The 19,842-nt window shown below is 70.8% G+C and carries 19 protein-coding genes, 1 pseudogene and 1 riboswitch; of the genes and pseudogenes, 10 read left to right on the forward strand and 10 right to left on the reverse strand.

Annotated features, from left to right (window positions below):
* Nucleotides 1-36 precede the first annotated feature (36 nt).
* The 5 genes from AB5J50_RS05645 to AB5J50_RS05665 form a co-directional block, all read right to left on the reverse strand.
* Nucleotides 37-1,269, reverse strand: coding sequence for a class I SAM-dependent methyltransferase (locus AB5J50_RS05645; RefSeq protein ID WP_369255463.1), 1,233 nt, complete (start codon nt 1,267-1,269; stop codon nt 37-39).
* Complete coding sequence (locus AB5J50_RS05650; RefSeq protein ID WP_369255465.1) at nt 1,266-2,246, reverse strand: carbohydrate kinase family protein; 981 nt, start codon at nt 2,244-2,246, stop codon at nt 1,266-1,268. Before AB5J50_RS05650 ends, AB5J50_RS05645 begins: the two co-directional genes overlap by 4 nt.
* Nucleotides 2,247-2,283: 37 nt before the next feature.
* Nucleotides 2,284-3,447 (reverse strand): methionine adenosyltransferase, encoded by a 1,164-nt coding sequence (metK, locus tag AB5J50_RS05655; protein WP_369255467.1) that lies wholly within the window; start codon nt 3,445-3,447, stop codon nt 2,284-2,286.
* A 145-nt stretch (nt 3,448-3,592) separates the two neighbouring features.
* Nucleotides 3,593-5,149 (reverse strand): multicopper oxidase family protein, encoded by a 1,557-nt coding sequence (locus AB5J50_RS05660; protein WP_369255469.1) that lies wholly within the window; start codon nt 5,147-5,149, stop codon nt 3,593-3,595.
* Complete coding sequence (locus AB5J50_RS05665; RefSeq protein ID WP_369255471.1) at nt 5,146-5,595, reverse strand: hypothetical protein; 450 nt, start codon at nt 5,593-5,595, stop codon at nt 5,146-5,148. Before AB5J50_RS05665 ends, AB5J50_RS05660 begins: the two co-directional genes overlap by 4 nt.
* A 103-nt stretch (nt 5,596-5,698) precedes the next feature.
* Between AB5J50_RS05665 and AB5J50_RS05670 the strand changes: the two genes are divergently transcribed.
* Both AB5J50_RS05670 and AB5J50_RS05675 read left to right on the forward strand, forming a co-directional pair.
* Complete coding sequence (locus tag AB5J50_RS05670; protein ID WP_369255473.1) at nt 5,699-6,631, forward strand: alpha/beta fold hydrolase; 933 nt, start codon at nt 5,699-5,701, stop codon at nt 6,629-6,631.
* Entirely contained in the window at nt 6,628-7,281 is a 654-nt protein-coding gene (locus AB5J50_RS05675) for a TetR/AcrR family transcriptional regulator C-terminal domain-containing protein (RefSeq protein WP_369255475.1), read from the forward strand. Before AB5J50_RS05670 ends, AB5J50_RS05675 begins: the two co-directional genes overlap by 4 nt.
* A gap of 50 nt (nt 7,282-7,331) precedes the next feature.
* Here the strand turns inward: AB5J50_RS05675 and AB5J50_RS05680 are convergent, their stop codons facing one another.
* Together AB5J50_RS05680 and AB5J50_RS05685 are read right to left on the reverse strand one after the other, a co-directional pair.
* On the reverse strand, nt 7,332-8,096 hold the full coding sequence (locus AB5J50_RS05680; RefSeq protein WP_327426511.1) for a CbtA family protein: 765 nt from the start codon (nt 8,094-8,096) through the stop codon (nt 7,332-7,334).
* Nucleotides 8,097-8,121: 25 nt separating this feature from the next.
* Nucleotides 8,122-8,343 carry a CbtB-domain containing protein gene (locus AB5J50_RS05685; protein ID WP_327426512.1) on the reverse strand — a complete coding sequence of 74 codons (222 nt, stop codon included), beginning with the start codon at nt 8,341-8,343 and terminating at the stop codon, nt 8,122-8,124.
* A 36-nt stretch (nt 8,344-8,379) separates the two neighbouring features.
* A riboswitch (cobalamin riboswitch) is annotated at nt 8,380-8,544 on the reverse strand.
* A gap of 100 nt (nt 8,545-8,644) precedes the next feature.
* Here AB5J50_RS05685 and AB5J50_RS05690 point away from each other — a divergent pair.
* Nucleotides 8,645-9,223, forward strand: coding sequence for a histidine phosphatase family protein (locus tag AB5J50_RS05690; RefSeq protein ID WP_369255477.1), 579 nt, complete (start codon nt 8,645-8,647; stop codon nt 9,221-9,223).
* A 28-nt stretch (nt 9,224-9,251) separates the two neighbouring features.
* On the opposite strand, the gene AB5J50_RS05695 is transcribed toward AB5J50_RS05690, so the two are convergent.
* Nucleotides 9,252-9,653 (reverse strand): nuclear transport factor 2 family protein, encoded by a 402-nt coding sequence (locus AB5J50_RS05695; protein WP_369255479.1) that lies wholly within the window; start codon nt 9,651-9,653, stop codon nt 9,252-9,254.
* A gap of 277 nt (nt 9,654-9,930) precedes the next feature.
* Here AB5J50_RS05695 and AB5J50_RS05700 point away from each other — a divergent pair, with 277 nt between their 5' ends.
* The 4 genes and pseudogenes from AB5J50_RS05700 (at nt 9,931) to AB5J50_RS05715 (ending at nt 13,770) form a co-directional block, all read left to right on the forward strand.
* Entirely contained in the window at nt 9,931-10,626 is a 696-nt protein-coding gene (locus tag AB5J50_RS05700; RefSeq protein WP_369255481.1) for a type 1 glutamine amidotransferase domain-containing protein, read from the forward strand.
* A gap of 2 nt (nt 10,627-10,628) precedes the next feature.
* Nucleotides 10,629-11,249: a TetR/AcrR family transcriptional regulator gene (locus tag AB5J50_RS05705; RefSeq protein ID WP_369255483.1), complete on the forward strand. Its 621-nt coding sequence runs from the start codon at nt 10,629-10,631 to the stop codon at nt 11,247-11,249.
* A gap of 9 nt (nt 11,250-11,258) precedes the next feature.
* Nucleotides 11,259-12,387, forward strand: a pseudogene (locus AB5J50_RS05710) (CapA family protein).
* A 54-nt stretch (nt 12,388-12,441) separates the two neighbouring features.
* Complete coding sequence (locus AB5J50_RS05715; protein WP_369255485.1) at nt 12,442-13,770, forward strand: phosphoribosyltransferase family protein; 1,329 nt, start codon at nt 12,442-12,444, stop codon at nt 13,768-13,770.
* Nucleotides 13,771-13,820: 50 nt separating this feature from the next.
* Here AB5J50_RS05715 and AB5J50_RS05720 read toward each other — a convergent pair whose 3' ends face one another.
* Entirely contained in the window at nt 13,821-14,879 is a 1,059-nt protein-coding gene (locus tag AB5J50_RS05720; protein ID WP_369255487.1) for a LacI family DNA-binding transcriptional regulator, read from the reverse strand.
* A 111-nt stretch (nt 14,880-14,990) separates the two neighbouring features.
* On the opposite strand from AB5J50_RS05720, the gene AB5J50_RS05725 reads away from it, so the two are divergent.
* The 3 genes from AB5J50_RS05725 to AB5J50_RS05735 all read left to right on the forward strand — a co-directional run bounded on the left by AB5J50_RS05725 (nt 14,991) and on the right by AB5J50_RS05735 (nt 18,983).
* Nucleotides 14,991-16,145, forward strand: a complete 1,155-nt coding sequence (locus tag AB5J50_RS05725; RefSeq protein ID WP_369255489.1) for a Gfo/Idh/MocA family protein — start codon at nt 14,991-14,993, stop codon at nt 16,143-16,145.
* Between the two features lie 79 nt (nt 16,146-16,224).
* Nucleotides 16,225-17,337, forward strand: a complete 1,113-nt coding sequence (locus tag AB5J50_RS05730; RefSeq protein WP_369255491.1) for an NADAR family protein — start codon at nt 16,225-16,227, stop codon at nt 17,335-17,337.
* A gap of 191 nt (nt 17,338-17,528) precedes the next feature.
* On the forward strand, nt 17,529-18,983 hold the full coding sequence (locus AB5J50_RS05735) for an alginate lyase family protein (RefSeq protein ID WP_369265315.1): 1,455 nt from the start codon (nt 17,529-17,531) through the stop codon (nt 18,981-18,983).
* Nucleotides 18,984-18,986: 3 nt separating this feature from the next.
* On the opposite strand, the gene AB5J50_RS05740 is transcribed toward AB5J50_RS05735, so the two are convergent.
* On the reverse strand, nt 18,987-19,787 hold the full coding sequence (locus AB5J50_RS05740; RefSeq protein WP_369255493.1) for a GntR family transcriptional regulator: 801 nt from the start codon (nt 19,785-19,787) through the stop codon (nt 18,987-18,989).
* Nucleotides 19,788-19,842 lie beyond the last annotated feature (55 nt).

Genomic DNA, 19,842 nt, shown 5'->3' on the forward strand with positions numbered 1-19,842 from the left:
CGTGCGAACCCCAACCGTTGATCAAATCCCTGTAGCTCACATGATGGTGAGTTCAGGCAGCGGGAAGACCAGTTTGCCGCCGCTCTCCCGGTAGGCCTGCTCCCGCTCGACGAAGCCGTCCCGGTAGATCCAGGGCAGCACGAGCAGTTGGTCGGGGCGGCGCGACTTGGCCTCGGCCTCGGTGACGATGGGGATCCCCGTGCCGGGGGTGAAGCAGCCGTCCTTGTCCTTGTTGACCTCGCCGATGCACGGCAGGTCCCGTTCGGTGATCCCGCAGTACTGGAGGATCACGTTGCCCTTGGTGGAAGCCCCGTATCCGAGGGTCAGCTTGCCCGCCGCGCGGGAGGTGTCGAGGAAGTCGCGCAGCCCGTCGCGGTATTCCACCGCCCGGTGCGCGAACGCCTCGAACGGAGCCATGGTGTCCAGTCCGAGCGCGGCCTCGCGGGCGCGGATGGCGGCGATCCCGGCCTCGTCGACGCGGTGCCGGCCGGGGTTCTTGGCCAGGACGACGCAGAGGCTGCCGCCGTACACCTCGTTCAACTCGGCGCGGATGACGGTCAGTCCGGTGCGCTCGGCCATCCACTCGATCTGCCGCAGGGCGTAGTACTCGAGGTGTTCGTGGCACACCACGTCGTACGCGGTGGCTTCGAGCATGGCCGGCATGTAGCTCTGTTCCAGCAGCCACACTCCGTCGTCGGCGAGGACGTCGTGGACGTCCCGCATGAAGTCGAGGGGGCGCGGCAGGTCGTAGAACATGGCGATGGAGGTGACGACCTTGGCCTTGCGGCTGCCGAAGTGGCCGGCGAAGGCCTCCCTGGAGAAGAACTCCGGGATCAGCGTGACATGGTCGGGGTAGTACTCGCGGAAGTTCTCGCCCGTCGGATCGATGCCGACCAGGGTGGGACCGTCCGCCGGGTAGGCGCGCAGCAGGGTGGAGTCGTTGCTGCCGATGTCGAGGACGAGGTCGTCACGGCCGAGGCCGGCGAGTTCGGTGAGCAGGGCGGCCTTGCTCCCGAGGTGGCGGATCATGAACTCGCCGAGCCCGGACCGGTATCCGTACCCCTCGCCGTACATCAGCCCGAAGTCGGCGGTGTGCCGCAGCTGGACGAGGCCGCAGCCGTCGGGCGAGCAGCGGACGAGTTCGAGGGGCACGGCGGGGACTTCCTCGTCGCGGCTGCGCGGGAAGATGCCGGTGAGGGCCTGCGCCCCCAGGTCGAGTATCGGCAGCAGGGTGCGGTTGCCGCAGATGCGGCACTCTTTGATGGTCATCGCCTCTCCAGGTCGTGGGTGATCTCGGCGGCCGCCGCGGGCCCGTAGGCCTCCTCGATCCTCAGGTGCAGATCGGCGGTGGACAGCTTGTACTCCTGCGTGCCGAGGGACTCGAGCACCAACGTCGCCAGCGCGCAGCCGAGTTGGGCGGCCCGTTCGTGCGGCCATCCCCAGGAGGTGCCCGCGAGGAAGCCGGCGCGGAAGCCGTCTCCGGCGCCGGTCGGGTCCACGATCCCGGCCGCCTCGACGGCGGGGATCCGCAGCTCCGTCCGGCCGGCGCGGGAGACGCTGACGCCCTCCGCGCCGTGCGTGACGATCCAGCTGCCCACCCGCTCAAGGATGTCCGGGGTGGTCCAGCCGGTGCGCTCCTGGATCAGGGCCGCTTCGTAGGCGTTGGTGAACAGGAAGCGGGCCCCGTCGACGAGGCGCCGGGTCTCCTCCCGTCCCAGCCGGGCGAGTTGCTGCGAGGGGTCGGCCCCGAAGTCCAGGCCGAGTGCCCGGCAGGCGTCGGTGTGCTGGAGCATCGCTTCGGGATCGTCGGGCCCGACCATCACCAGGCCGAGCCCGCCGACGCGTCGGACGACGCTCGCCAGGGCGATTTCGCGTGCCTCCGCCATCGCCCCGGCGTAGAAGGTGGCGATCTGGTTCTGGTCGGCGTCGGTGGTGCACACGAAGCGGGCCGTGTGCCGGGTCGCGCTCACCCGCACCGACTCGGTGTCGACGCCGTTGGCGCGCAGCCAGTCGCGGTACTCGGCGAAGTCGACGCCGGCCGCGCCCACCAGGACCGGGGTGAGTCCGAGCCGTCCGAGGCCCACGGAGATGTTGGCGGCCACTCCGCCGCGCCTGATCTCCAGTGCGTCGGCGAGGAACGACAACGACACCTTCTCCAGGTGCTCGCTCATCAGCTGCTCGACGAAGCGTCCGGGAAACGTCATGAGGTGGTCGGTCGCGATCGATCCGGTGACGGCGATGCGCACGGGGATCTCCTTGAACCGTCGGTCGGCGGGTGTGGGGTCAGAGCCCGGCGGCGTTGCGCAGCGCGTCGACGCGGTCGGTGCGCTCCCAGGTGAAGTCGGGCAGTTCGCGGCCGAAGTGGCCGTACGCGGCGGTCTGCGCGTAGATCGGGCGCAGCAGGTCGAGGTCGCGGATGATGGCCGCCGGACGGAGGTCGAAGACCTCGGTGATCGCGTCCTCGATCTTCCGCGCGTCGACGGTCGCGGTACCGAAGGTCTCCACGAACAGACCGACCGGTTCCGCCCGGCCGATGGCGTAGGCGACCTGGACCTCGCAGCGCCGGGCCAGCCCGGCGGAGACGACGTTCTTCGCCACCCAGCGCATCGCGTACGCCGCCGAACGGTCCACCTTGGAGGGGTCCTTGCCGGAGAACGCGCCACCGCCGTGCCGGGCGTAGCCCCCGTACGTGTCGATGATGATCTTCCGGCCGGTCAGGCCGGCGTCGCCCATCGGGCCGCCGATCTCGAAACGTCCGGTCGGGTTCACCAGCAGCCGGTAGCCCTCGATGTCCAGCTTGATGCCATCGTCGAGGAGGGCCTTCAGCTCCGGCTCGACCACAAACTCGCGGATGTCGGGGGCCAGCAGCGTCTCCAGATCGATGTCCGCCGCGTGCTGCGAGGACACCACGACTGTGTCCAGACGCACCGCGCGCTCACCGTCGTACTCGATGGTGACCTGGGTCTTGCCGTCCGGCCGCAGATACGGGATCGCACCGTTCTTCCGCACCTCGGACAGCCGGCGCGACAGCCGGTGGGCGAGCTGGATCGGCAGCGGCATCAACTCCGGCGTGTCGTCGCACGCGTAGCCGAACATCAGGCCCTGGTCCCCCGCGCCGCCGGTGTCCACACCCTGCGCGATGTCCGGGGACTGCGCGCCGATGGACACCGACACCCCGCACGAGGAGCCGTCGAAGCCCTTCTTCGAGGAGTCGTAGCCGATGTCGAGGATCTTCTCCCGCACCAGCTGCGCGATCGGCGCGTACGCCCGGGTGGAGACCTCCCCGGCCACATGCACCAGACCGGTCGTGATCAACGTCTCCACGGCCACACGCGAGGCCGGGTCCTCCTTCAGCAACGCGTCCAGAATCGCGTCGCTGATCTGGTCGGCGATCTTGTCGGGATGGCCCTCGGTCACGGACTCCGAGGTGAACAGACGGCGGGACATGGCTCTCCTGGGCTGACTCGGTCGTCGCTCCCACCCGGAAGTGAACTCGGTGAGGTGCGCCGAACGTATGCCCGCCGCCATGAACGGGCCTGGAGCACTGCTCGACTCGCGCTCGGCGCACCCCCGTACCGGGGGTGGCGCACGCTCAGCGGACCTCGAAGTTGCCCATCATCATCATGTCCTCGTGCTCCAGGTTGTGGCAGTGGAAGACGTACTTGCCGCGGTGGCCGTCGAACCGCGCGATGATCCGGGCCTGTTCGGCGGGCCACAGGTCCAGGGTGTCCTTCCAGCCGTGGTCGAACCGCCCGGGTTCCTTGGTGCCGCGGTTGAGTACCTGGAAGTGCACCAGGTGCAGATGGATCGGATGGTGGAAGTCCGCGTACAGGTTCCATATCTCGATGTCGCCGAGACGTGGCGCCGCGTGCACATGGTCCACGGAGAAGGGCTCGCCGTTGATGGTCCAGCCGTGGTTGTCCCCGATCGACTTGGACTGGAAGACCATGTCCCGTTCCCTGACGGCCCGTCCGGGATCCAGTGGCTCGATCACCGAGAGTGTGCGCGGCACGTGGCTGTCGTCCTTGGCCTTGCGCGCGATGCGGAACTCCATCACCTGGCGGGTGGATCCCTCGCCGAAGTCGTTCACCAGCCGCACCTTCTGGCCCACGCGGTAGCGCGAGAAGTCGACGACGACTTCCTGCCGTTCGGCCGAGGCGAGATCGAGGTACGGATGGGTCAGCGGCCGGGCGAGGAGCCCTCCGTCGGAGGCCACCTGCACGAACGGCTCGTGCACGCCGTCCGGGGCCGGGTCGAGGCGCAGCCGGTAGCGGCGCGCGTTGGAGGCGTTGAGCAGGCGCAGCCGGTGGCGGACGGCGTCGACTTCCCTGTACGGCCAGGGAGTTCCGTTGACCAGGACGACGTCACCGAGGACGCCTGCCTCGTATCCGGAGGTCACCCCCGGCGTCTTGTCCAGGTCCTTGTCGACGCTGGGATAGCGCAGGCCGCCGTCCGCCGCGAAGGACCGGTCCATGATGACGAGGGGCAGGTCGCGGTCGCCGTCCGGGAGCGGCAGGGCCCGTTCCTCGTCGTCGGTGATCAGGTGCAGCCCGGCGAGGCCGCGCCACACGCTCGGGCCGGTGAAGTCCATCCGGTGGTCGTGGTACCAGAGGGTGGCCGCCCGCTGGTCGGTGTCGTACTCGTAGGTGCGCGTGCCGTGGCTGACATCGCCGCCGCCGTGGTGCGCGCTCATGTGCGCGCCGCTCGTCGGCAGGATCTGGTCGGTGGGGTAGCCGTCGTGCCGCTGGGCGTTCCTGCCGCCGTGCAGGTGGACGACGGTGGGGACGGGGAGTTCGTTGCGGTGCCGCACGACGGTTCGGCGGCCGCGCCGGGTGACCAGGGTCGGGCCGGGGAAGATGCCGTCGTACCCCCAGATCGGGGTGCGCAGGCCGTCGATGATCTCGGCGGTCGCCTCGCGCTGGGTGATCTCGTAGGTGTCCGTGCCGTCGGCCGAGCTGGTGGGCTTCAGCACCGGCGGCACCGTCAGCGGCTTCCGGAACGCCTCGGGCAGCGGGACCTGGCTGGGCAGCAGGGTGCCGGTCGATGTCGTACCGCGGAAGCCGAAGGCCAGCACGGCCGATCCGCCGATGGTCAGCGCGGCGGCTCCGGTGCCCAGCAGCAGGGAGCGCCGGGAGACGCGCCCGCTCACGCGGAGGTCCCAGTGTCGGCGGGCTCACCGGCGTGCCGTACCCGCAGGGCGACCAGGAACGCGCCCGCGATCATCGCGACGCCGAGTGGTATGTGCAGGGACAGCAGCCGGGCGGCCCCCGCGCCGTTCTGGGCCTGATTGGCCAGCAGCAGGGTGAGCGCCGCCAGAAACGGCCACAGCTTTCCCTTGCCGTGCCGGCGGAGCAGCGCGCCGACGACGAGCGCGCAGAACAGAAGTGCGTCCGTGAGGGTCGCGCCGTACTGGTGCCAGCGCAACGCGTCGTAGCTGCCCGAAAGGAACTGGCCGGCCAGGACGGCCTGCCCGAAGTAGACCAGGGCCACGGTGTACATCAGCACCGCGTATCCACGCCCGTACGCCCGCCTTCTGCGGGCCCGTCCGTCCGTCGCCGACAGCGTGGTCTTCCCGTCCGCCGCTTCCGCGCCCATGACTGGAATTCCTCCATTCTGAAATCGATGAACTACACCGTAGACTTAACCTACGGCGTAGACATAATCACATCTCAAGGCACGAAGTGAAATGAGAACTCAGATGGGCAAACACGAGTCCGTTCGTGAACAGGCGGGTGTCGCGCGGTCGACGACCGTCCTGGTCTCCTGCGCGCGACTGCACACGGAGCGTGTCGGGCAGGGCCCCGCCCTGGTGCTGGTACCGGGCGGCGGTGGCGACGCGGGCATGTTCGAGGACGTCGTGCCGCTGCTCGCCGAGCGGTTCACGGTGATCACCTACGACCGGCGCGGCAACTCCCGCAGCCCGCTCGCCGATCCGGCGGCACGCATCGACGTCCCCCAGCAGGCCGACGACGTGATCGCAATCCTCGACCACTACGGCATCGACCAGGCGTACGTCTTCGGCAACAGCGGGGGCGCGATCATCGCGCTGGAACTGCTGGCGCACCACTCCGGGCGACTGCTCGGCGCCGTCGTCCACGAGCCGCCGCTCATGCAGGTGCTGCCCTTGGACAGCCCGGAGCGACAGGCCATGGAGGACATCGAACGGCTCGGCCGGGAGAAGGGTCCGCTGCGGGCGTCGGCCGCGTTCGGCGCGATGACGCTTCCGCAGCCGCCGCGGATGTTCGTGTCGCCGAGGGGCCAGGCGCTGATCGCCGCGACCTCCCGCGTGATGCTGGCCACCGCCGGTGCCGCGCAGCGGGTGACCGGTCGCGAGCCGGACACCATGACCCGCATCCTGGGCAACTCCCGCATCCTCGTCGAGCGGGAACTGCCCGAGTTCTGCTTCGCGTACCAGCCCGACCTCGATGCCCTGCGGGACGTGGGCATCCCCTGGCGCCTCGCCACGGGCCGCGACAGCGAAGGGCGCCCCTACCACCGTCCCGCTCACGTCCTGAGCGAGCTGCTCGGCGTAGCATGCGAGGAGTTCCCCGGAGGCCACACGGTCTACCAGCAGCTTCCGGAGGAATTCACCCAGCGGCTGACCACGATTCTGGACCAACTCTCCTCATGAAGACCGACAAGGGCAGCGCGGCGGACACGCGGCCGTCCCCGCGCGTCAGACCGGCGCTGAACCGGACGTACATCGCCGCCGCCGCACTGGCCCTGATCGACGCCAACGGCCTCGGCAACTTCTCGATGCGCAAGCTCGGCGCGGGGCTCGGGGTCGACCCGATGGCGGTGTACCGCTACTTCCGGGACCAGGAGGAGCTGTTCGACGGCATCGCGGAGGCGCTCTTCGACGAGCTCGACGTCGACTCGCTGCCCTGGGACGACACTTGGCGGGCGGTCTCCGAGCAGTACTGCCTGCGGCTGCGCGACACGCTGCTCCGCCATCCGCAGGCGGTCTCGGTCTTCGCGACCCGTCCGGTGCGCTCGCGTGCATCGATCGACACGGGCGTACGGATCATCGAGCTGCTTCAGGCCAGGGGCTTCACCCCGACCCACGCCCTGCAGATCGCTCGCTGTCTGCGCGAGTTCACCATCGGGCACGCGCTGAGCCTGGCGGTGGTGCGGCTCGGTTCGCAGAGCCGCAGCAAGAAGCCCGCGCCCGAATCGCCCGCGTACAACGTCCTCGCCCGCGCGGCCGACGACACGGAGATCGACGAACACTTCGACATCGGCCTCACGGCGATGCTGGACGGCTTCGAGCGGCTGATCTGAACGAGAAGGGCGGCCCGGGTCGACGACCGGGACCGCCCTTTTTCAACTGCTCAGTGAGCGACGGGAGTTGCCTCCGCGGCGGGCTCCTTCTCCCGCACGGTGGCTGGTCGTGGAGCCAGCACCCGCTCCGCCAGCACCCCGAAGACCAGACCGAAGGCGGTCCACAGGGTCAGCTGGATGGCCAGGGCCGCGAGGCGGAACTGCCAGAGCAGGGTGGCGGAGAAGTCCTTCGGGACCTCGTTGACGGCCGGCAGGAACGCGTACGCGAGGCCGATGGCGAGGACGAAGAACGCGCCCGCCGCGAGCGTCGCGTTCCAGTTGCCCAGGCGCGGCGCGAGGCGCTTGCCCAGGATGACCGTGGCGACGGCGAGCAGCACGCTGAGCACCATCATCAGGAAGTACAGGGTCGTGCGCTTGCCGATGGTGTCGGGGTCGCCGACGGACGGCGGGTTGGCCGGGTACTTCAGGAACGGCACTACGTAGACGGCGAGCAGGCCCGCCGCCGACAGCAGGAGCGCGCTGGCGCGCGGCCCGAACCGGCCGATCCTGCCCAGCGCGAAGCAGTACGCGAGGGCGGCGATCCCGCCGAACGAGACCCCGTAGACGAGGACACCGGTGGCCAGGCCGCCGGTGGACTGCATCGTGCGGGAGACGATCTCCATGCCGTGCTCGTGCGAGTGCGCCTCCTCGTAGGCGATCGCCGAGTCCACGCGCGGCTCACCCAGGAAGTAGGCGACGACCAGGGCGAGCAGGCCCGCGGCGAGACCCGCGAGCATGCCACGCACCAGGAGGTTTCTGACAGTTGCGGAATTCATGAGCTCGTACGTTTCCTCTTCGCCGTCAGTGGCAGGGGAAGCCGAGCAGGTGGCGGGCGTCGTGCACCCACTCGTGCACGTTCTCGCCGGACACGAGGGAGGTGGCGCCCTGTTCGGCGCCGACGAAGTAGAGCAGGACCAGCATCAGGATGCCGAAGAAGACCGCCCAGGGGGCGATCGCGCCGATCGGCAGCTTCGCGGGAACGGCGGTGGGGGTAGCGGTCGGCTGAGCGACGGACTGCGCCATGGGGCAGAACCTCCTGGGGAACTCGCGTCCCATCTTGGTGGTGCACAGGACGACGGCCGCGGGTCTGACTTGCTCGACCTTCACCACCCCTGGCGGGAGTGGTTCTTGATGGGCTTACAGTGGCGCGACCGTGCCGGATTTCCACCGGACTTCCGCCGAACCGTCGTCAATATCGACGAGACCGTACCGCGTGGCGGGGATCCGGCCAAGGGCGCATGAGGGGCACGGCGTGCGCCCCTGACCCGGCCGCGTGGCCGGTTCCCGTACCGCACAAGGGTTTTGCACAGGAAAGTGGATGTGGATGACGAGCCGAGTGATCCTGATCTCAGCGGCGATCAGCGAGGCACTGCGCGAGGCCCGCTTCGACGACGGATGTCCGGTCGACGCCTCGGGGCTGCGGCTCGCGCGGGCGGCCGCGGACAGTGTTCCGGCCGCGGCCCGGCTGTGGGTCTCCCCCACCGTGCGGTGCCGCGAGACCGCGGGCGCGCTCGGCCTCGACACCCCTGAGGACCCACCGGAGTTGGCCGGTCTGGACGTGGGCCGCTGGCGCGGGGCGACCCTCGACGAGGTGAGCGCGAAGGAGCCGGAGGCGGTGGCACGGTGGCTTGCCGATCCCGGATCCGCGCCGCACGACGGGGAGTCGGTGCGGGCGTTCTGCGACCGGGTGGCGGGCTGGCTGGACACGGCCTCCGACGTCACCGGGCGAACCGTCGCCGTGGTGGAGCCGGAGGTCGTACGGGCTTTGGTGGTACGGGTGTTGGGAGCGCCGGAGTCGGCCTTCTGGCGCGTCGACGTGCCACCGCTGACCGCCACGGAGTTCAGCGGCCGCGCGGGTCGCTGGAACGTTCGCGCGGGACGCCCGCTCGGGGAGCCGGGCTGACCCGTCGACCATCAGAGTGCGTCGCCGCTCACGCGCCAGCCGCCTCCGCCACCTCCCGTGAGATCCGCTCGAACTGCGCCCCCATCGCCTCGGAGAGCGCCTGGGCCGCCGTCAGCGGACGGACCATGACCATGAAGTCGTCGATCCGGCCGTCCTCGTCGAAGTGCAGGAAGTCGCAGCCGGTGAGCTGCTTGTCGCCCACCTTCGCCTCGAAGACCAGCGCGTGGTCCCGGCCGTCGGCGCCGGCGATCTCGCGTACGTACCGGAAGTCGGTGAAGACACGGGAGACGCCGCGCAGGATGGCCGCGGTGATCGCCTTGCCCGGGTAGGGCTTGAAGGCGACGGGGCTGGTGAACACCACGTCCTCGGCCAGCATCTCCTCGATCGCGGCGAAATCTCCGGCCTCCACGGCCTTGCGGAAGGAATGCATCACGCCCACCTCTTCTACTCAACCAGTTGTCTAGGTGCGGATGAGATTAATCGTGCATGTTCCCGGCGTCCAGCCTCGGGGCGGGGCCGCCCGCCGTATTCCCGGCGCGGTATTGGATCCCCTATGCCTGCGAGCGGGTTTCTTATTGGTCACCTATGTCCGACACGCATACCGTCGAGGACATCGCCGCCCTGACGATCTGAGCGCAGAACGTCAGGGCGTACGGCCAAGAACGCTCCCCAGGTCCGCCAGGGCCCGCTCCCCCGGAGAACACACCATGTCGAAGATCCTTTTCGTGATGACCGGCGTCGACCACTGGACGCTCGCCGACGGCACCCGGCACCCGACCGGCTTCTGGGCCGAAGAGGCCGTCGCCCCGTACGAGGCCTTCAAGGCCGCGGGCCACGAGGTCGTCGTCGCCACGCCGGGCGGCGTCGTGCCGACCGTGGACCAGGGAAGCCTGGCGCCCGAGGTGAACGGCGGGCAGGAGGGCGCCGACCGGATCGCCGGCGCCCTCGCGTCGATCGCCGAGCTCCAGCAGCCGATCAAGCTGGAGGAAGTGGACCTGGACGACTACGCGGCCGTCTTCTACCCCGGCGGCCACGGCCCGATGGAGGACCTCGCGGTCAACGCCGACTCCGGCCGCCTCCTCACCCTCGCGCTCGACTCGGGCAAGCCGCTCGGTGTCGTATGCCACGCCCCGGCCGCGCTGCTCGCCGCCACCCGCGAGGACGGCGGCAACGCCTTCGCGGGCTACCGGGTCTCCGCCTTCACCAACGCCGAGGAGACGCAGGCGGGTCTCGCCGCCCGGGCGAAGTGGCTGCTCCAGGACCGGCTCGTCGAGGCGGGCGTCGACTTCCAGGAGGGCGAGCCGTGGGCCCCCAAGGTGGTGGTCGACCGCAATCTGGTCACCGGCCAGAACCCGTCCTCCTCCGCCCCGCTCGCGGCCGAGCTGCTGAAGAAGCTGGCCTGACGATGGCCACCGACCGGCTCGACGAGGTCCTCGACGCCGCCTACGAGTGCCTGACCAGGTACGGCGTACGGCGCACCACGATGGACGACATCGCCTCCACCATGGGCGTGTCCCGGTCAGCGGTCTACCAGTACGTGCGTGGCAAGGACGACGCCTTCCGCCGCCTCGCCGGACGCCTGCACGAGCAGGCGCTCGGCCGGGCCCGGCAGGCGGCCACCGGGGACACCCCGCACACCGAACGCGTCCGGGGCGTCCTCGCGGCCAAGCTCGACCTGGTGGGCCGGCTGGCCGGGGACTCCCCGCACACGGCCGAACTCCTCGACGAGAAGGCCCGGTTGTTCGGTGACATCTGCCACGCCTTCACCGGCGAGCTGCGCCGCCTCCTGATCACCCTCTTCGCCGAGGCGGACTCCCTGGCCGGCGTCGAACCCGCCGAGGCCGCCGACATCTGCCTCGCCCTGGTCGTCGGCCTGGAGTCGGCGCCCGAGGGCAGACATCTGCTGCGCCCGGCGACCGACGCCCTGCTGACCGGACTGCTGGGAGCACCGGTGCAGAGGCCTCCCGTAGTCCCTGGTCAGGAGTGTGCTCGCGGCCCGGAAGCAATACCCGCCGGACCGGCCTAGCCTGGAGGAATGGGCGGTGACCTCGTCACGCTGTTCCTGGCCGGTGACGTGATGCTCGGCCGCGGAGTCGACCAGATCCTTCCGCACCCCGGCGATCCGGAGCTGCCGGAGTCGTACATCAAGGACGCCCGCGCCTATGTGGAGCTGGCCGAGGCGGCGAACGGCATGATTCCCCAGCCGGTCGGCTTCCCCTGGCCGTGGGGCGACGCTCTGGACGTGCTCGACGCGGCGGCGCCCGACGCCCGGATCCTCAACCTGGAGACCGCCGTCACGCGGAACGACGAGATCGCGCCCGCCAAAGAGGTCCACTACCGGATGCACCCGGCCAACCTGCCCGCCCTGGCCGCGGCCCGTCCGCACGTCTGCGCCCTGGCCAACAACCATGTGCTGGACTACGGCCGCCGCGGGCTGGAGGAGACCCTCGACGCCCTGGCGGACGCGGGGCTTCGCTCGGCGGGGGCGGGCCGGGACGCCGAGGAGGCCCGGCGGCCCGCGATCGTCCCCGTCGCCGGTGGCGGGCGCGTCCTGGTCCTCTCCGTGGGGATGGCCTCCAGCGGCATACCCCGCGGCTGGGCCGCCACGGCAGAGCGCAGCGGGGTCGACTTCGTCGCCGAGCCGTCGGACGCCGCCGCGGCCGGGATCACCGCCCGGCTGCGTCCGGCCAAGCGGCCGGGCGACATCGTGGTCGTCTCGGTCCACTGGGGCTCCAACTGGGGCTATCTCATCCCGCGTGACCAGGTCCGCTTTCGGCCATGCGCTCATCGACGGCGGCGCGGACGTCGTACACGGGCACTCCTCGCACCATCCTCGGCCGCTGGAGTCGTACCGGGGAAAGCTCATCACCCACGGCTGCGGCGACCTGATCAACGACTACGAGGGCATCGGCGGCCGCGAGGAGTACCGGGACGACCTCCGGCTGCTGTACTTCGTCACCGTGAACCCGGAGGACGGCAGATTCCACGACGTCAACATCACCCCGATGCGGTCCCGGCGGATGCGGCTGGAGCGCGCGAGGGCCGAGGACGCGCGGTGGGTGCGGGACGTTCTGGACCGGATCAGCCGGGCCTACGGCTCACGCGTCGAACGGAACCCGGACGACACCCTCATCGTCCGGCCGTCCCAGGGGCCGCGGGAGTGAGCGGCACGGACTTCACTCGGGACCCGAGGACCTGACCTCACCCGGGAGGCGACCATGTACTTCACCGACCGAATCGAAGCGGGCCGGCGGCTCGCCGTCCGGCTGCACCATCTCAAGGGCGAGGACCTGGTGGTCGTGGGACTCCCCCGCGGCGGCGTCGTGGTCGCCGCGCAGGTCGCCGAGGCCCTCGGCGCTCCGCTCGACGTCTGCCTCGTACGCAAACTGGGGGTGCCCTTCCAGCCGGAGCTGGCCATGGGCGCCATCGGCGAGGAGGGCGTGCGCGTCATCAACGACAAGGTGGTGCGGGCCACGGGTGTGACGGACCGTGCTCTGGCCGCGGTGGAGGAGCACGAGCGCGGCGTCCTGGAGCAGCGGGCCCGCCGCTACCGGGGCGAGCGGCAGCCGGCCCGGTACGAAGGACGGACGGTGCTGGTGGTGGACGACGGTCTGGCGACCGGCTCCACGGCACTGGCGGCCTGCCGGATCGCGCGCGCCCGCGGCGCGTCGCGGATCGTGCTGGCGATTCCCGTGGCGCCGCACGACTGGGCGGCCCGCATCGGAGGCGAGGCGGACGAAGGTATCTGTCTGGACACGCCCCAGCCGTTCTACGCGATCGGTGAGTTCTACGCGGACTTCGGGCAGACGAGTGACGAGGAGGTCATCGCCTGTCTGGAGCACAACCGCGCGGCCCACGCCATGTCCGACGCACCGCCGGGCGCGGGCGAAGCCTCCCCGGAGCGCGATTCCGCGCCCTATGACAGGGCGGTCCGGATACCGGCTGCGGGCGCCGAGCTCGAAGGGCGGCTGACGGTACCCCGCGGCGCCCCCGGAGTCGTCCTCTTCGCCCACGGCAGCGGCAGCAGCAGGAAGAGCCCGCGCAACCGCTTCGTCGCCACCGGGCTGAACCGTGCCGGTCTGGGCACCCTGCTGTTCGATCTGCTCACCGACGCCGAGGCGGTGAACCGGGACAACGTGTTCGACACGGCGCTGCTCGCCCGCCGCCTGACCCGGGCGACCGCATGGCTGCGTGAACAGCCCGGCATCCAAGACATGGCGTTCGGCTACTTCGGTGCCAGCACAGGCGCCGCCGCCGCGCTGTGGGCCGCGGCGGAGCCCGACGCGGACATCGCGGCAGTCGTCTCCCGCGGCGGCAGGCCGGACCTGGCCGGCCCCAGGCTGCCGGAGGTGAAGGCTCCGACGCTGCTCGTCGTCGGGGGCCGCGACCACGTGGTGCTGGATCTCAACCGGCAGGCCGCGGCGCGCCTGAACTGCGAGCATCAGCTGGCCGTCGTCCCCGGTGCCACTCATCTCTTCGAGGAACCCGGCACGCTGGAATCGGTCACCGAGCTGGCCACGGACTGGTTCGGCAGACACCTCGCCTGATCCGGAAGGTCAGACCACCTCGGGCCCCGGACTTCAGCCCGAGGAGCGAGTCAGTCGGCGTCGCTGACCGCCCGCGGCCCGGCCACCCCGGACACCCCGGCACCGGCCTGACCGCGCGGTGGTGCCGTCGTGCCGCGGACTTCGAGGGCCGGAGCGGTGAGGACGACCTCGCCGGGGCGGGCGGGGTCGTCGATCCGGTTGAGGAGGCACTGAGCGGCGCGGCGGCCGACCTCGTGGCCGGCGCTGTCCACGGTGGTGAGCCACAGGTGCCGCAGTCGTGAGAGGTAGGTGTTGTCGTAGCCGACGAGGGAGAGGTCGCGTGGCACCTGGAGGCCGAGCTCCTCGGCGGCCGACAGGGCTCCGACACAGGCGATGTCGTTGAACGCGAAGACGGCGGTGGGCCGTTCAGGGGCGCTGAGCAGCCGGACCGTCGCCCGGTAGCCGCCCTCCTCGGTCAGGTCGCCCTGCTCCACGATCGCCTCCTCGGCCAGTCCGTGCTCGCGCATGACCGCCTCGAAGCTGCGGCGGCGCAGCTCGCCGACCATCCCCTGCCCCGCGATATGGGCGATGCGCCGGTGGCCGAGGCCGATGAGGTGCTCGGTGGCGAGGCGGGCGCCGCGCTCGTCGTCATTGGCGACGACGTCGACACCGGGCAGCTCTGGCTCCCGGGCGCCCGCGACGACGGTGGGGATCCGCCCGGCCGCCGTCCGCAGCGCGTCCGAGGCCGGCAGGGTGCCGACGGCGATCAGACCGTCGACCCGCAGGTCCATGAAGGTCCGGGTGAGGTCCTCGCCGAGACGCCGGTTGAGGTGGCCGTCGGCGAGCAGCATGTGCAGCCCGGAGTCGTGCAGCCGGGAGTTGAGACCGTCGAGCAGCTCCACGAACCAGGGGTTGCGCATGTCGTTGAGGAGCACTCCGACCGTACGGCTGCGCCGCTCGCTGAGGCTGCGCGCGGCGGCGTTGGGCCGGTAGCCGAGCTCCTCGACGGCGGCCAGCACGGCCTGCCGCTTCTCGTCACGCACCTGGTCGGAGCCGCGCAGCACGAGGGAGACCAGCGACTTCGACACTCCGGCCCGTTCGGCGACATCGCGAATCGTCGGTGCTCTCATGGTCTGGACCGTTCCATACGGTGGGTGAGCTTGTCAAAGGGCTTGACACGTCCCAGAACGGCCTTCAATGTGAGCCGGGAACTTGTTGGACCGGTCCAAAGAGGGGCAGTCATGGTGCGTACGCTCGGCGTTGCCGTCGTGGGGTTCGGCTGGATGGGAAGGGTGCACACCCAGGCGTACGCCCGCGTGCCGCACCATTTCCCGGAGCTCGCCCTGCGGCCCGAACTGATCGCCGTCGCCGACGATGTGCCCGGCCGCGCCGAGGAGGCCGCGGCGCAGTACGGCTTCGCCACCGCGGCCCGGGACTGGCATGAGGTCGCCGCCGACCCCCGGGTCCAGGCGGTGAGCATCGCCGCGCCGAACTTCCTGCACCGCGAGATCGGCACCGCGATGGCGGAGGCGGGCAAGCACATCTGGATCGAGAAGCCGGTGGGCCTGACCGCCGAGGACGCCGTGTCCGTGTCGGACGCGGTGACCAAGGCCGGGGTACAGGGCACGGTCGGCTTCAACTACCGGGGCGCGCCCGCCGTCGTCGCCGCCCGCGAACTGATCGCCTCCGGCGAGCTCGGCACCGTCACCCATGTCCGCGTCCGGCTGTTCAGCGACTACGCGGCGCATCCTGAGGGCGCGCTGACCTGGCGGTACGAGCGGGAGCGAGGCGGCAGCGGGGTCCTCGGCGATCTGGCCTCGCACGGCGTCGACCTGGCGCGCTTCCTGCTCGGCGAGATCGAGGCACTGACCGCGGACACCGCGATCTTCCTGCCCGAGCGGGCCCGCCCTACGGGCGCGACCGCCGGCCATACGCGCGCGGCGGGCGGCGAGCTGGGCCCGGTGGAGAACGAGGACTACGTCAACTGCCTGCTGCGCTTCGCCTCCGGCGCGCGCGGTGTGCTGGAGGCCTGCCGGGTCTCGGTGGGCGAGCAGAACAACTACGGCTTCGAGGTGCACGGCACCAAGGGCGCGGTCTTCTGGGACTTCCGGCGGATGGGCGAACTGGGCGTCAGCAGGGGTACGTCGTACCAGGACCAGCCCGTCAGCACGCTGTACGTCGGGCCCGGGCAGGGCGAGTACGCCGCTTTCCAGCCGGGCGCGGCGAACAGCATGGGCTACGACGACCTCAAGGTCATCGAGGCGCGCAACTTCCTGCGGTCCATCGCTGACAACACCGCGTACGGCGCGACGCTGGTTGACGCGGTTCACAGTGCCGCCGCGCTGGACGCCATGTCACGCTCCGCCGAGCTGGGAACGTGGGTTTCACCGACCTGAGCGACGCGAACGGATCGGGGCAACGGACCCGGGCGGAAAATACACTTCGCGCCGTGGAGGGGTCCGTCACAATGACGCGATGATCGGCAATCGGATCACCTACCGCATGGCGGACGGCATACGCGTACCCGGAACCTGGCGGCATGCCTTCATCCGTAACGGCGACTACTTCCTGACCGACTTGTTCATCTACGCGGACGGACTCGTCAACTGCTGGGGCCTGGTCACCCTTGAGGAGTTCGAAGAGAAGCTGCGCAGCGGCTGGGTCGCCACCGAACTCCCGGAGGGCGCCAGGGCGTCCGGCCATGAGCTGGCCGCCTGGAAATTCAGCGAGCCGCGCAGCTGGCACACCCCTGAGCTGCTGCTCGCCGAAGTGCGCGACACCATCGACCAGCTCAACGGCCGCCCCGACTCGACGGAGCGGTGCCTGACCGCCGTTGACGCGTTCCTCGCCGACCGGACCGAGGAGAAGCGGGCCGTGGCGCGCGCCGCCTACCTCGCCATCCCCGAGACGCAGCGCCACTACGCGCTCGGCGACATGGACCGCAAGGACTGGCCTCTTCAGGCCCTGGTGGCCGGACCCGGCGGGCGCATGGAGTGGCCGGACGAAGCGGTCACCCAGGAGATGTACGACGACGCGGTGGCCTACTTCGAGGACCGGGCGAAGTGGATCGCCGAACGGCCCTCACGGGTCCCGGCGGACGGACCCGCGACTCCTGTCGCCCCCGCGATCCACCTCTACCAGAGCTATCCGCTGAAGCAGTCCGACGATCCGGGCACGAAGGCCCTGCGCAACGGCTACCCGGCACCCATCGACGTCGACGGCGTCATCTACCCGTCGGTCGCCTACGCGTACTGGGCCCTCTCGACCGACGACCCCGAAGCCCGGGCCGCGATCACCGCAGCGGACAGTGCGTACGCCGCCCAGCAGTTGGCCGCCGGCGCCCGCCGGCGCGACGGCTGGGAACAGGCCCGTACCTCTGTGATGACCGGGCTGCTGCGGGCCAAGTACACCCAGCACCCGCCCCTCGCCGAGATTCTCCTGGCCACGGACGACGCGACACTCGTCTACGACCACATGGACTCCGACTTCTGGGGCGACAACGGCGGCCGCGGCCGGAACTGGATCGGTCGCCTTCTCGAACTCATCCGTTCCGAGCTGCACGCCGGGCGCGCGGGGATCCGGGTGTGACCTTGAACTGACGCGCAGGGCCGCGGATCGAGCCGTCGCTCCCGGCGGAACGGGGTCGCGTGAGGGCCCGATGGCGCGCCCAACTTTTTGTTATCGGCCGCGTTCCACGACGTCTCCAGTGCGTAGGGCATCCCCAGGCACCCGAGCGTTAAGGAACCGAGTCAGTGACAGCACAGATCAGTCGCCGGAACATGCTGAAGATCGCCGGGGTGGCGGCGGGCGCCGCCGGGACCGGCACGGCCCTCGCTGCGGCCCCGGCGTCGGCGGCAGGCGGTGCCTTCGCACACCCCGGGATGCTGCACACCCGGGCCGATCTCGCCCGCATGGCGGCCAAGGTGAAGGCCGGCGCGCAGCCCTACACGGCCGGCTTCGCCAAGCTGACGGCCAACGCGCACGCGCAGAGCACCTGGAAGGCCAACCCGCAGGCCACGGTCTACCGCGGCTCCGGCTCGCCCGAGAACTACCGCACGCTGTACAACGACATCCACGCCGCCTACCAGAACGCCCTGCGCTGGCACATCACCGGGGACACCGCACACGCCGACACCGCCCGCGACATCCTCAACGCCTGGTCGGCCAAGCTGACCAAGCTCGACGGCAGCGCCGACCGGTTCCTCGCCTCGGGCCTGTACGGCTACCAGTTCGCCAACGCCGCCGAGCTCATCCGCGGCTACGACGGCTTCGAACTGGCCCGCTTCCAGCAGATGATGCTCGACGTCTTCCACCCGCTGAGCGAGGACTTCCTCGCGAACCACAACGGCGCCTACATCACCAACTACTGGGCCAACTGGGACCTGACGAACATCGCCTCCGTCCTCGCGATCGGCATCCTGTGCGACGACCGCGCCAAGGTGAACCGCGCCGTCGACTACTTCAAGCACGGCGAGGGCATGGGCTCGGTCAAGAACGCCATCCCGGTCGTGTACGACGACGGTCTCGCCGAATGGGTCGAGGCCGGCCGCGACCAGGGCCACGCGCTGCTCGGCGTCGGCCTGATGGGCACCATCTGCGAGATGGCCTGGAACCAGGGCATCGACCTGTACGGCTACGACGACAGCCGTTTCCTCAAGGGCGCCCAGTACGTGGCCAAGTGGAGCATGGGCGGAGACGTGCCCTTCACCGCGTACACCCGGAAGAAGGGCGCGCCCGGCATCTGGTCGGGCACGGAGACCGCGTCCGCGGCGGCGGCCGTCGACCCGGCCATGGCCCGGCCGATCTGGGCGATGGTCGCGAGCCACTACACCAAGCGCCGGGGACTGGACGCGCAGTACCTCACCCGGATCGCGGCCCGGTTCGCCCCCGAGGGCGGCGGCGGGGACTACGGCCCCAACAGCGGTGGCTACGACCAACTCGGCTTCGGCACCCTGGCGTTCACCCGCCCCCGGGCCACCACCGCCGAGGCGACGGCGTCCCCGACACCCTCCACCACCGCGTCCGGCACGTCGCCCGCCGGCGGCGCGTCCACCGCCGCGTCCGCCGCGCCCTCCTCCTCGTCGAGCCCGCTCGGCGGGAGGAGCGGCGACCTGGCCGCCACCGGCTCCTCCGACCTCCCCGCCTGGACCGCCGCCACCGGCGTCGCCGCCCTCGCGGGCGGTCTGCTCCTGCTGCGCCGCCGCGGTCAGGCGCGCCGCGACGCCGGTGAGTGACCCTCAGGAGCGGACGAGCAGCTGGAACTCGAAGGCGTACCGCGAGGCGCGGTAGATGTGGGTGCCGTACTCGACCGCGCGGCCGGTGTCGTCGTAGGCCGTGCGCTGCATGGTGAGCAGCGCGGCGCCCGCGGGCTCGTGCAGCCGCTCGGCCTCGTGCGGTGTGGCGGAGCGGGCGCTCACGGACTGGCGGGCGCTGTGCAGGGTGATGCCGGCGGCGCGCATCATGCGGTACAGGCCGGTCGACTCCAGCCGGGCGGTGTCGACGTCCAGCAGTCCCTCCGGGATGTAGTTGCACAGGGCCGCCACCGGCTCGCCGCGGGTGAGGCGCAGCCGCTCCACACGGTGTACGCCGCTGCCCTCGGTGATGCCCAGGGCGGCCGCGACCTCGGCGGAGGCCGGCTCGGTCTCGTTGTGCAGCACCTGGGTCGTGGGGCTCTGCCCGGCGGTCTCCAGGTCGTCGTAGAGACTGCTGAGCTCCAGTGGGCGTTTGACCTGGCTGTGCACCACCTGCGTACCCACGCCACGGCGGCGGACCAGGAGCCCCTTGTCGACGAGGGTCTGGATGCCCTGGCGGACGGTGGGGCGGGACAGGCCGAGCCGCCCCGCGAGCTCGACCTCGTTGCCGAGCAGGCTTCCCGAGCCCAGCACTCCGCGCTGGATCGCGGACTCCAGCTGCTGCGCGAGCTGGTAGTAGAGCGGAACGGGGCTGCTCCGGTCGAGCGCGAAATCGAGGCCCACGGGCGGGGCGGCTGCCGTCGCTCGTGGGGATCCGGTGGTCCGGCGGACGGGAACCCTTGCCATCGCATCGTCCTGACGGTCGGTCGTGACGTTCGGTCCTGAAAGGCGGCCGGTGCGG

The sequence above is a fragment of the Streptomyces sp. R35 genome (assembly GCF_041053035.1).
In the GTDB taxonomy this organism is placed as follows: Bacteria; Actinomycetota; Actinomycetes; order Streptomycetales; family Streptomycetaceae; genus Streptomyces; species Streptomyces lutosisoli.

Coding starts and splice junctions, on each gene's coding strand:
- AB5J50_RS05735 (WP_369265315.1), top strand. CDS start 17,529: ATGCTGAAGATCGCCGGGGTGGCGGCGGGCGCCGCCGGGACCGGCACG.
- AB5J50_RS05725 (WP_369255489.1), top strand. CDS start 14,991: ATGGTGCGTACGCTCGGCGTTGCCGTCGTGGGGTTCGGCTGGATGGGA.
- AB5J50_RS05685 (WP_327426512.1), bottom strand. CDS start 8,343: ATGGCGCAGTCCGTCGCTCAGCCGACCGCTACCCCCACCGCCGTTCCC.
- AB5J50_RS05730 (WP_369255491.1), top strand. CDS start 16,225: ATGATCGGCAATCGGATCACCTACCGCATGGCGGACGGCATACGCGTA.
- AB5J50_RS05720 (WP_369255487.1), bottom strand. CDS start 14,879: ATGAGAGCACCGACGATTCGCGATGTCGCCGAACGGGCCGGAGTGTCG.
- AB5J50_RS05665 (WP_369255471.1), bottom strand. CDS start 5,595: ATGGGCGCGGAAGCGGCGGACGGGAAGACCACGCTGTCGGCGACGGAC.
- AB5J50_RS05680 (WP_327426511.1), bottom strand. CDS start 8,096: ATGAATTCCGCAACTGTCAGAAACCTCCTGGTGCGTGGCATGCTCGCG.
- AB5J50_RS05700 (WP_369255481.1), top strand. CDS start 9,931: ATGTCGAAGATCCTTTTCGTGATGACCGGCGTCGACCACTGGACGCTC.
- AB5J50_RS05695 (WP_369255479.1), bottom strand. CDS start 9,653: ATGCATTCCTTCCGCAAGGCCGTGGAGGCCGGAGATTTCGCCGCGATC.
- AB5J50_RS05690 (WP_369255477.1), top strand. CDS start 8,645: ATGACGAGCCGAGTGATCCTGATCTCAGCGGCGATCAGCGAGGCACTG.
- metK (WP_369255467.1), bottom strand. CDS start 3,447: ATGTCCCGCCGTCTGTTCACCTCGGAGTCCGTGACCGAGGGCCATCCC.
- AB5J50_RS05740 (WP_369255493.1), bottom strand. CDS start 19,787: ATGGCAAGGGTTCCCGTCCGCCGGACCACCGGATCCCCACGAGCGACG.
- AB5J50_RS05670 (WP_369255473.1), top strand. CDS start 5,699: ATGGGCAAACACGAGTCCGTTCGTGAACAGGCGGGTGTCGCGCGGTCG.
- AB5J50_RS05645 (WP_369255463.1), bottom strand. CDS start 1,269: ATGACCATCAAAGAGTGCCGCATCTGCGGCAACCGCACCCTGCTGCCG.
- AB5J50_RS05715 (WP_369255485.1), top strand. CDS start 12,442: ATGTACTTCACCGACCGAATCGAAGCGGGCCGGCGGCTCGCCGTCCGG.
- AB5J50_RS05705 (WP_369255483.1), top strand. CDS start 10,629: ATGGCCACCGACCGGCTCGACGAGGTCCTCGACGCCGCCTACGAGTGC.
- AB5J50_RS05675 (WP_369255475.1), top strand. CDS start 6,628: ATGAAGACCGACAAGGGCAGCGCGGCGGACACGCGGCCGTCCCCGCGC.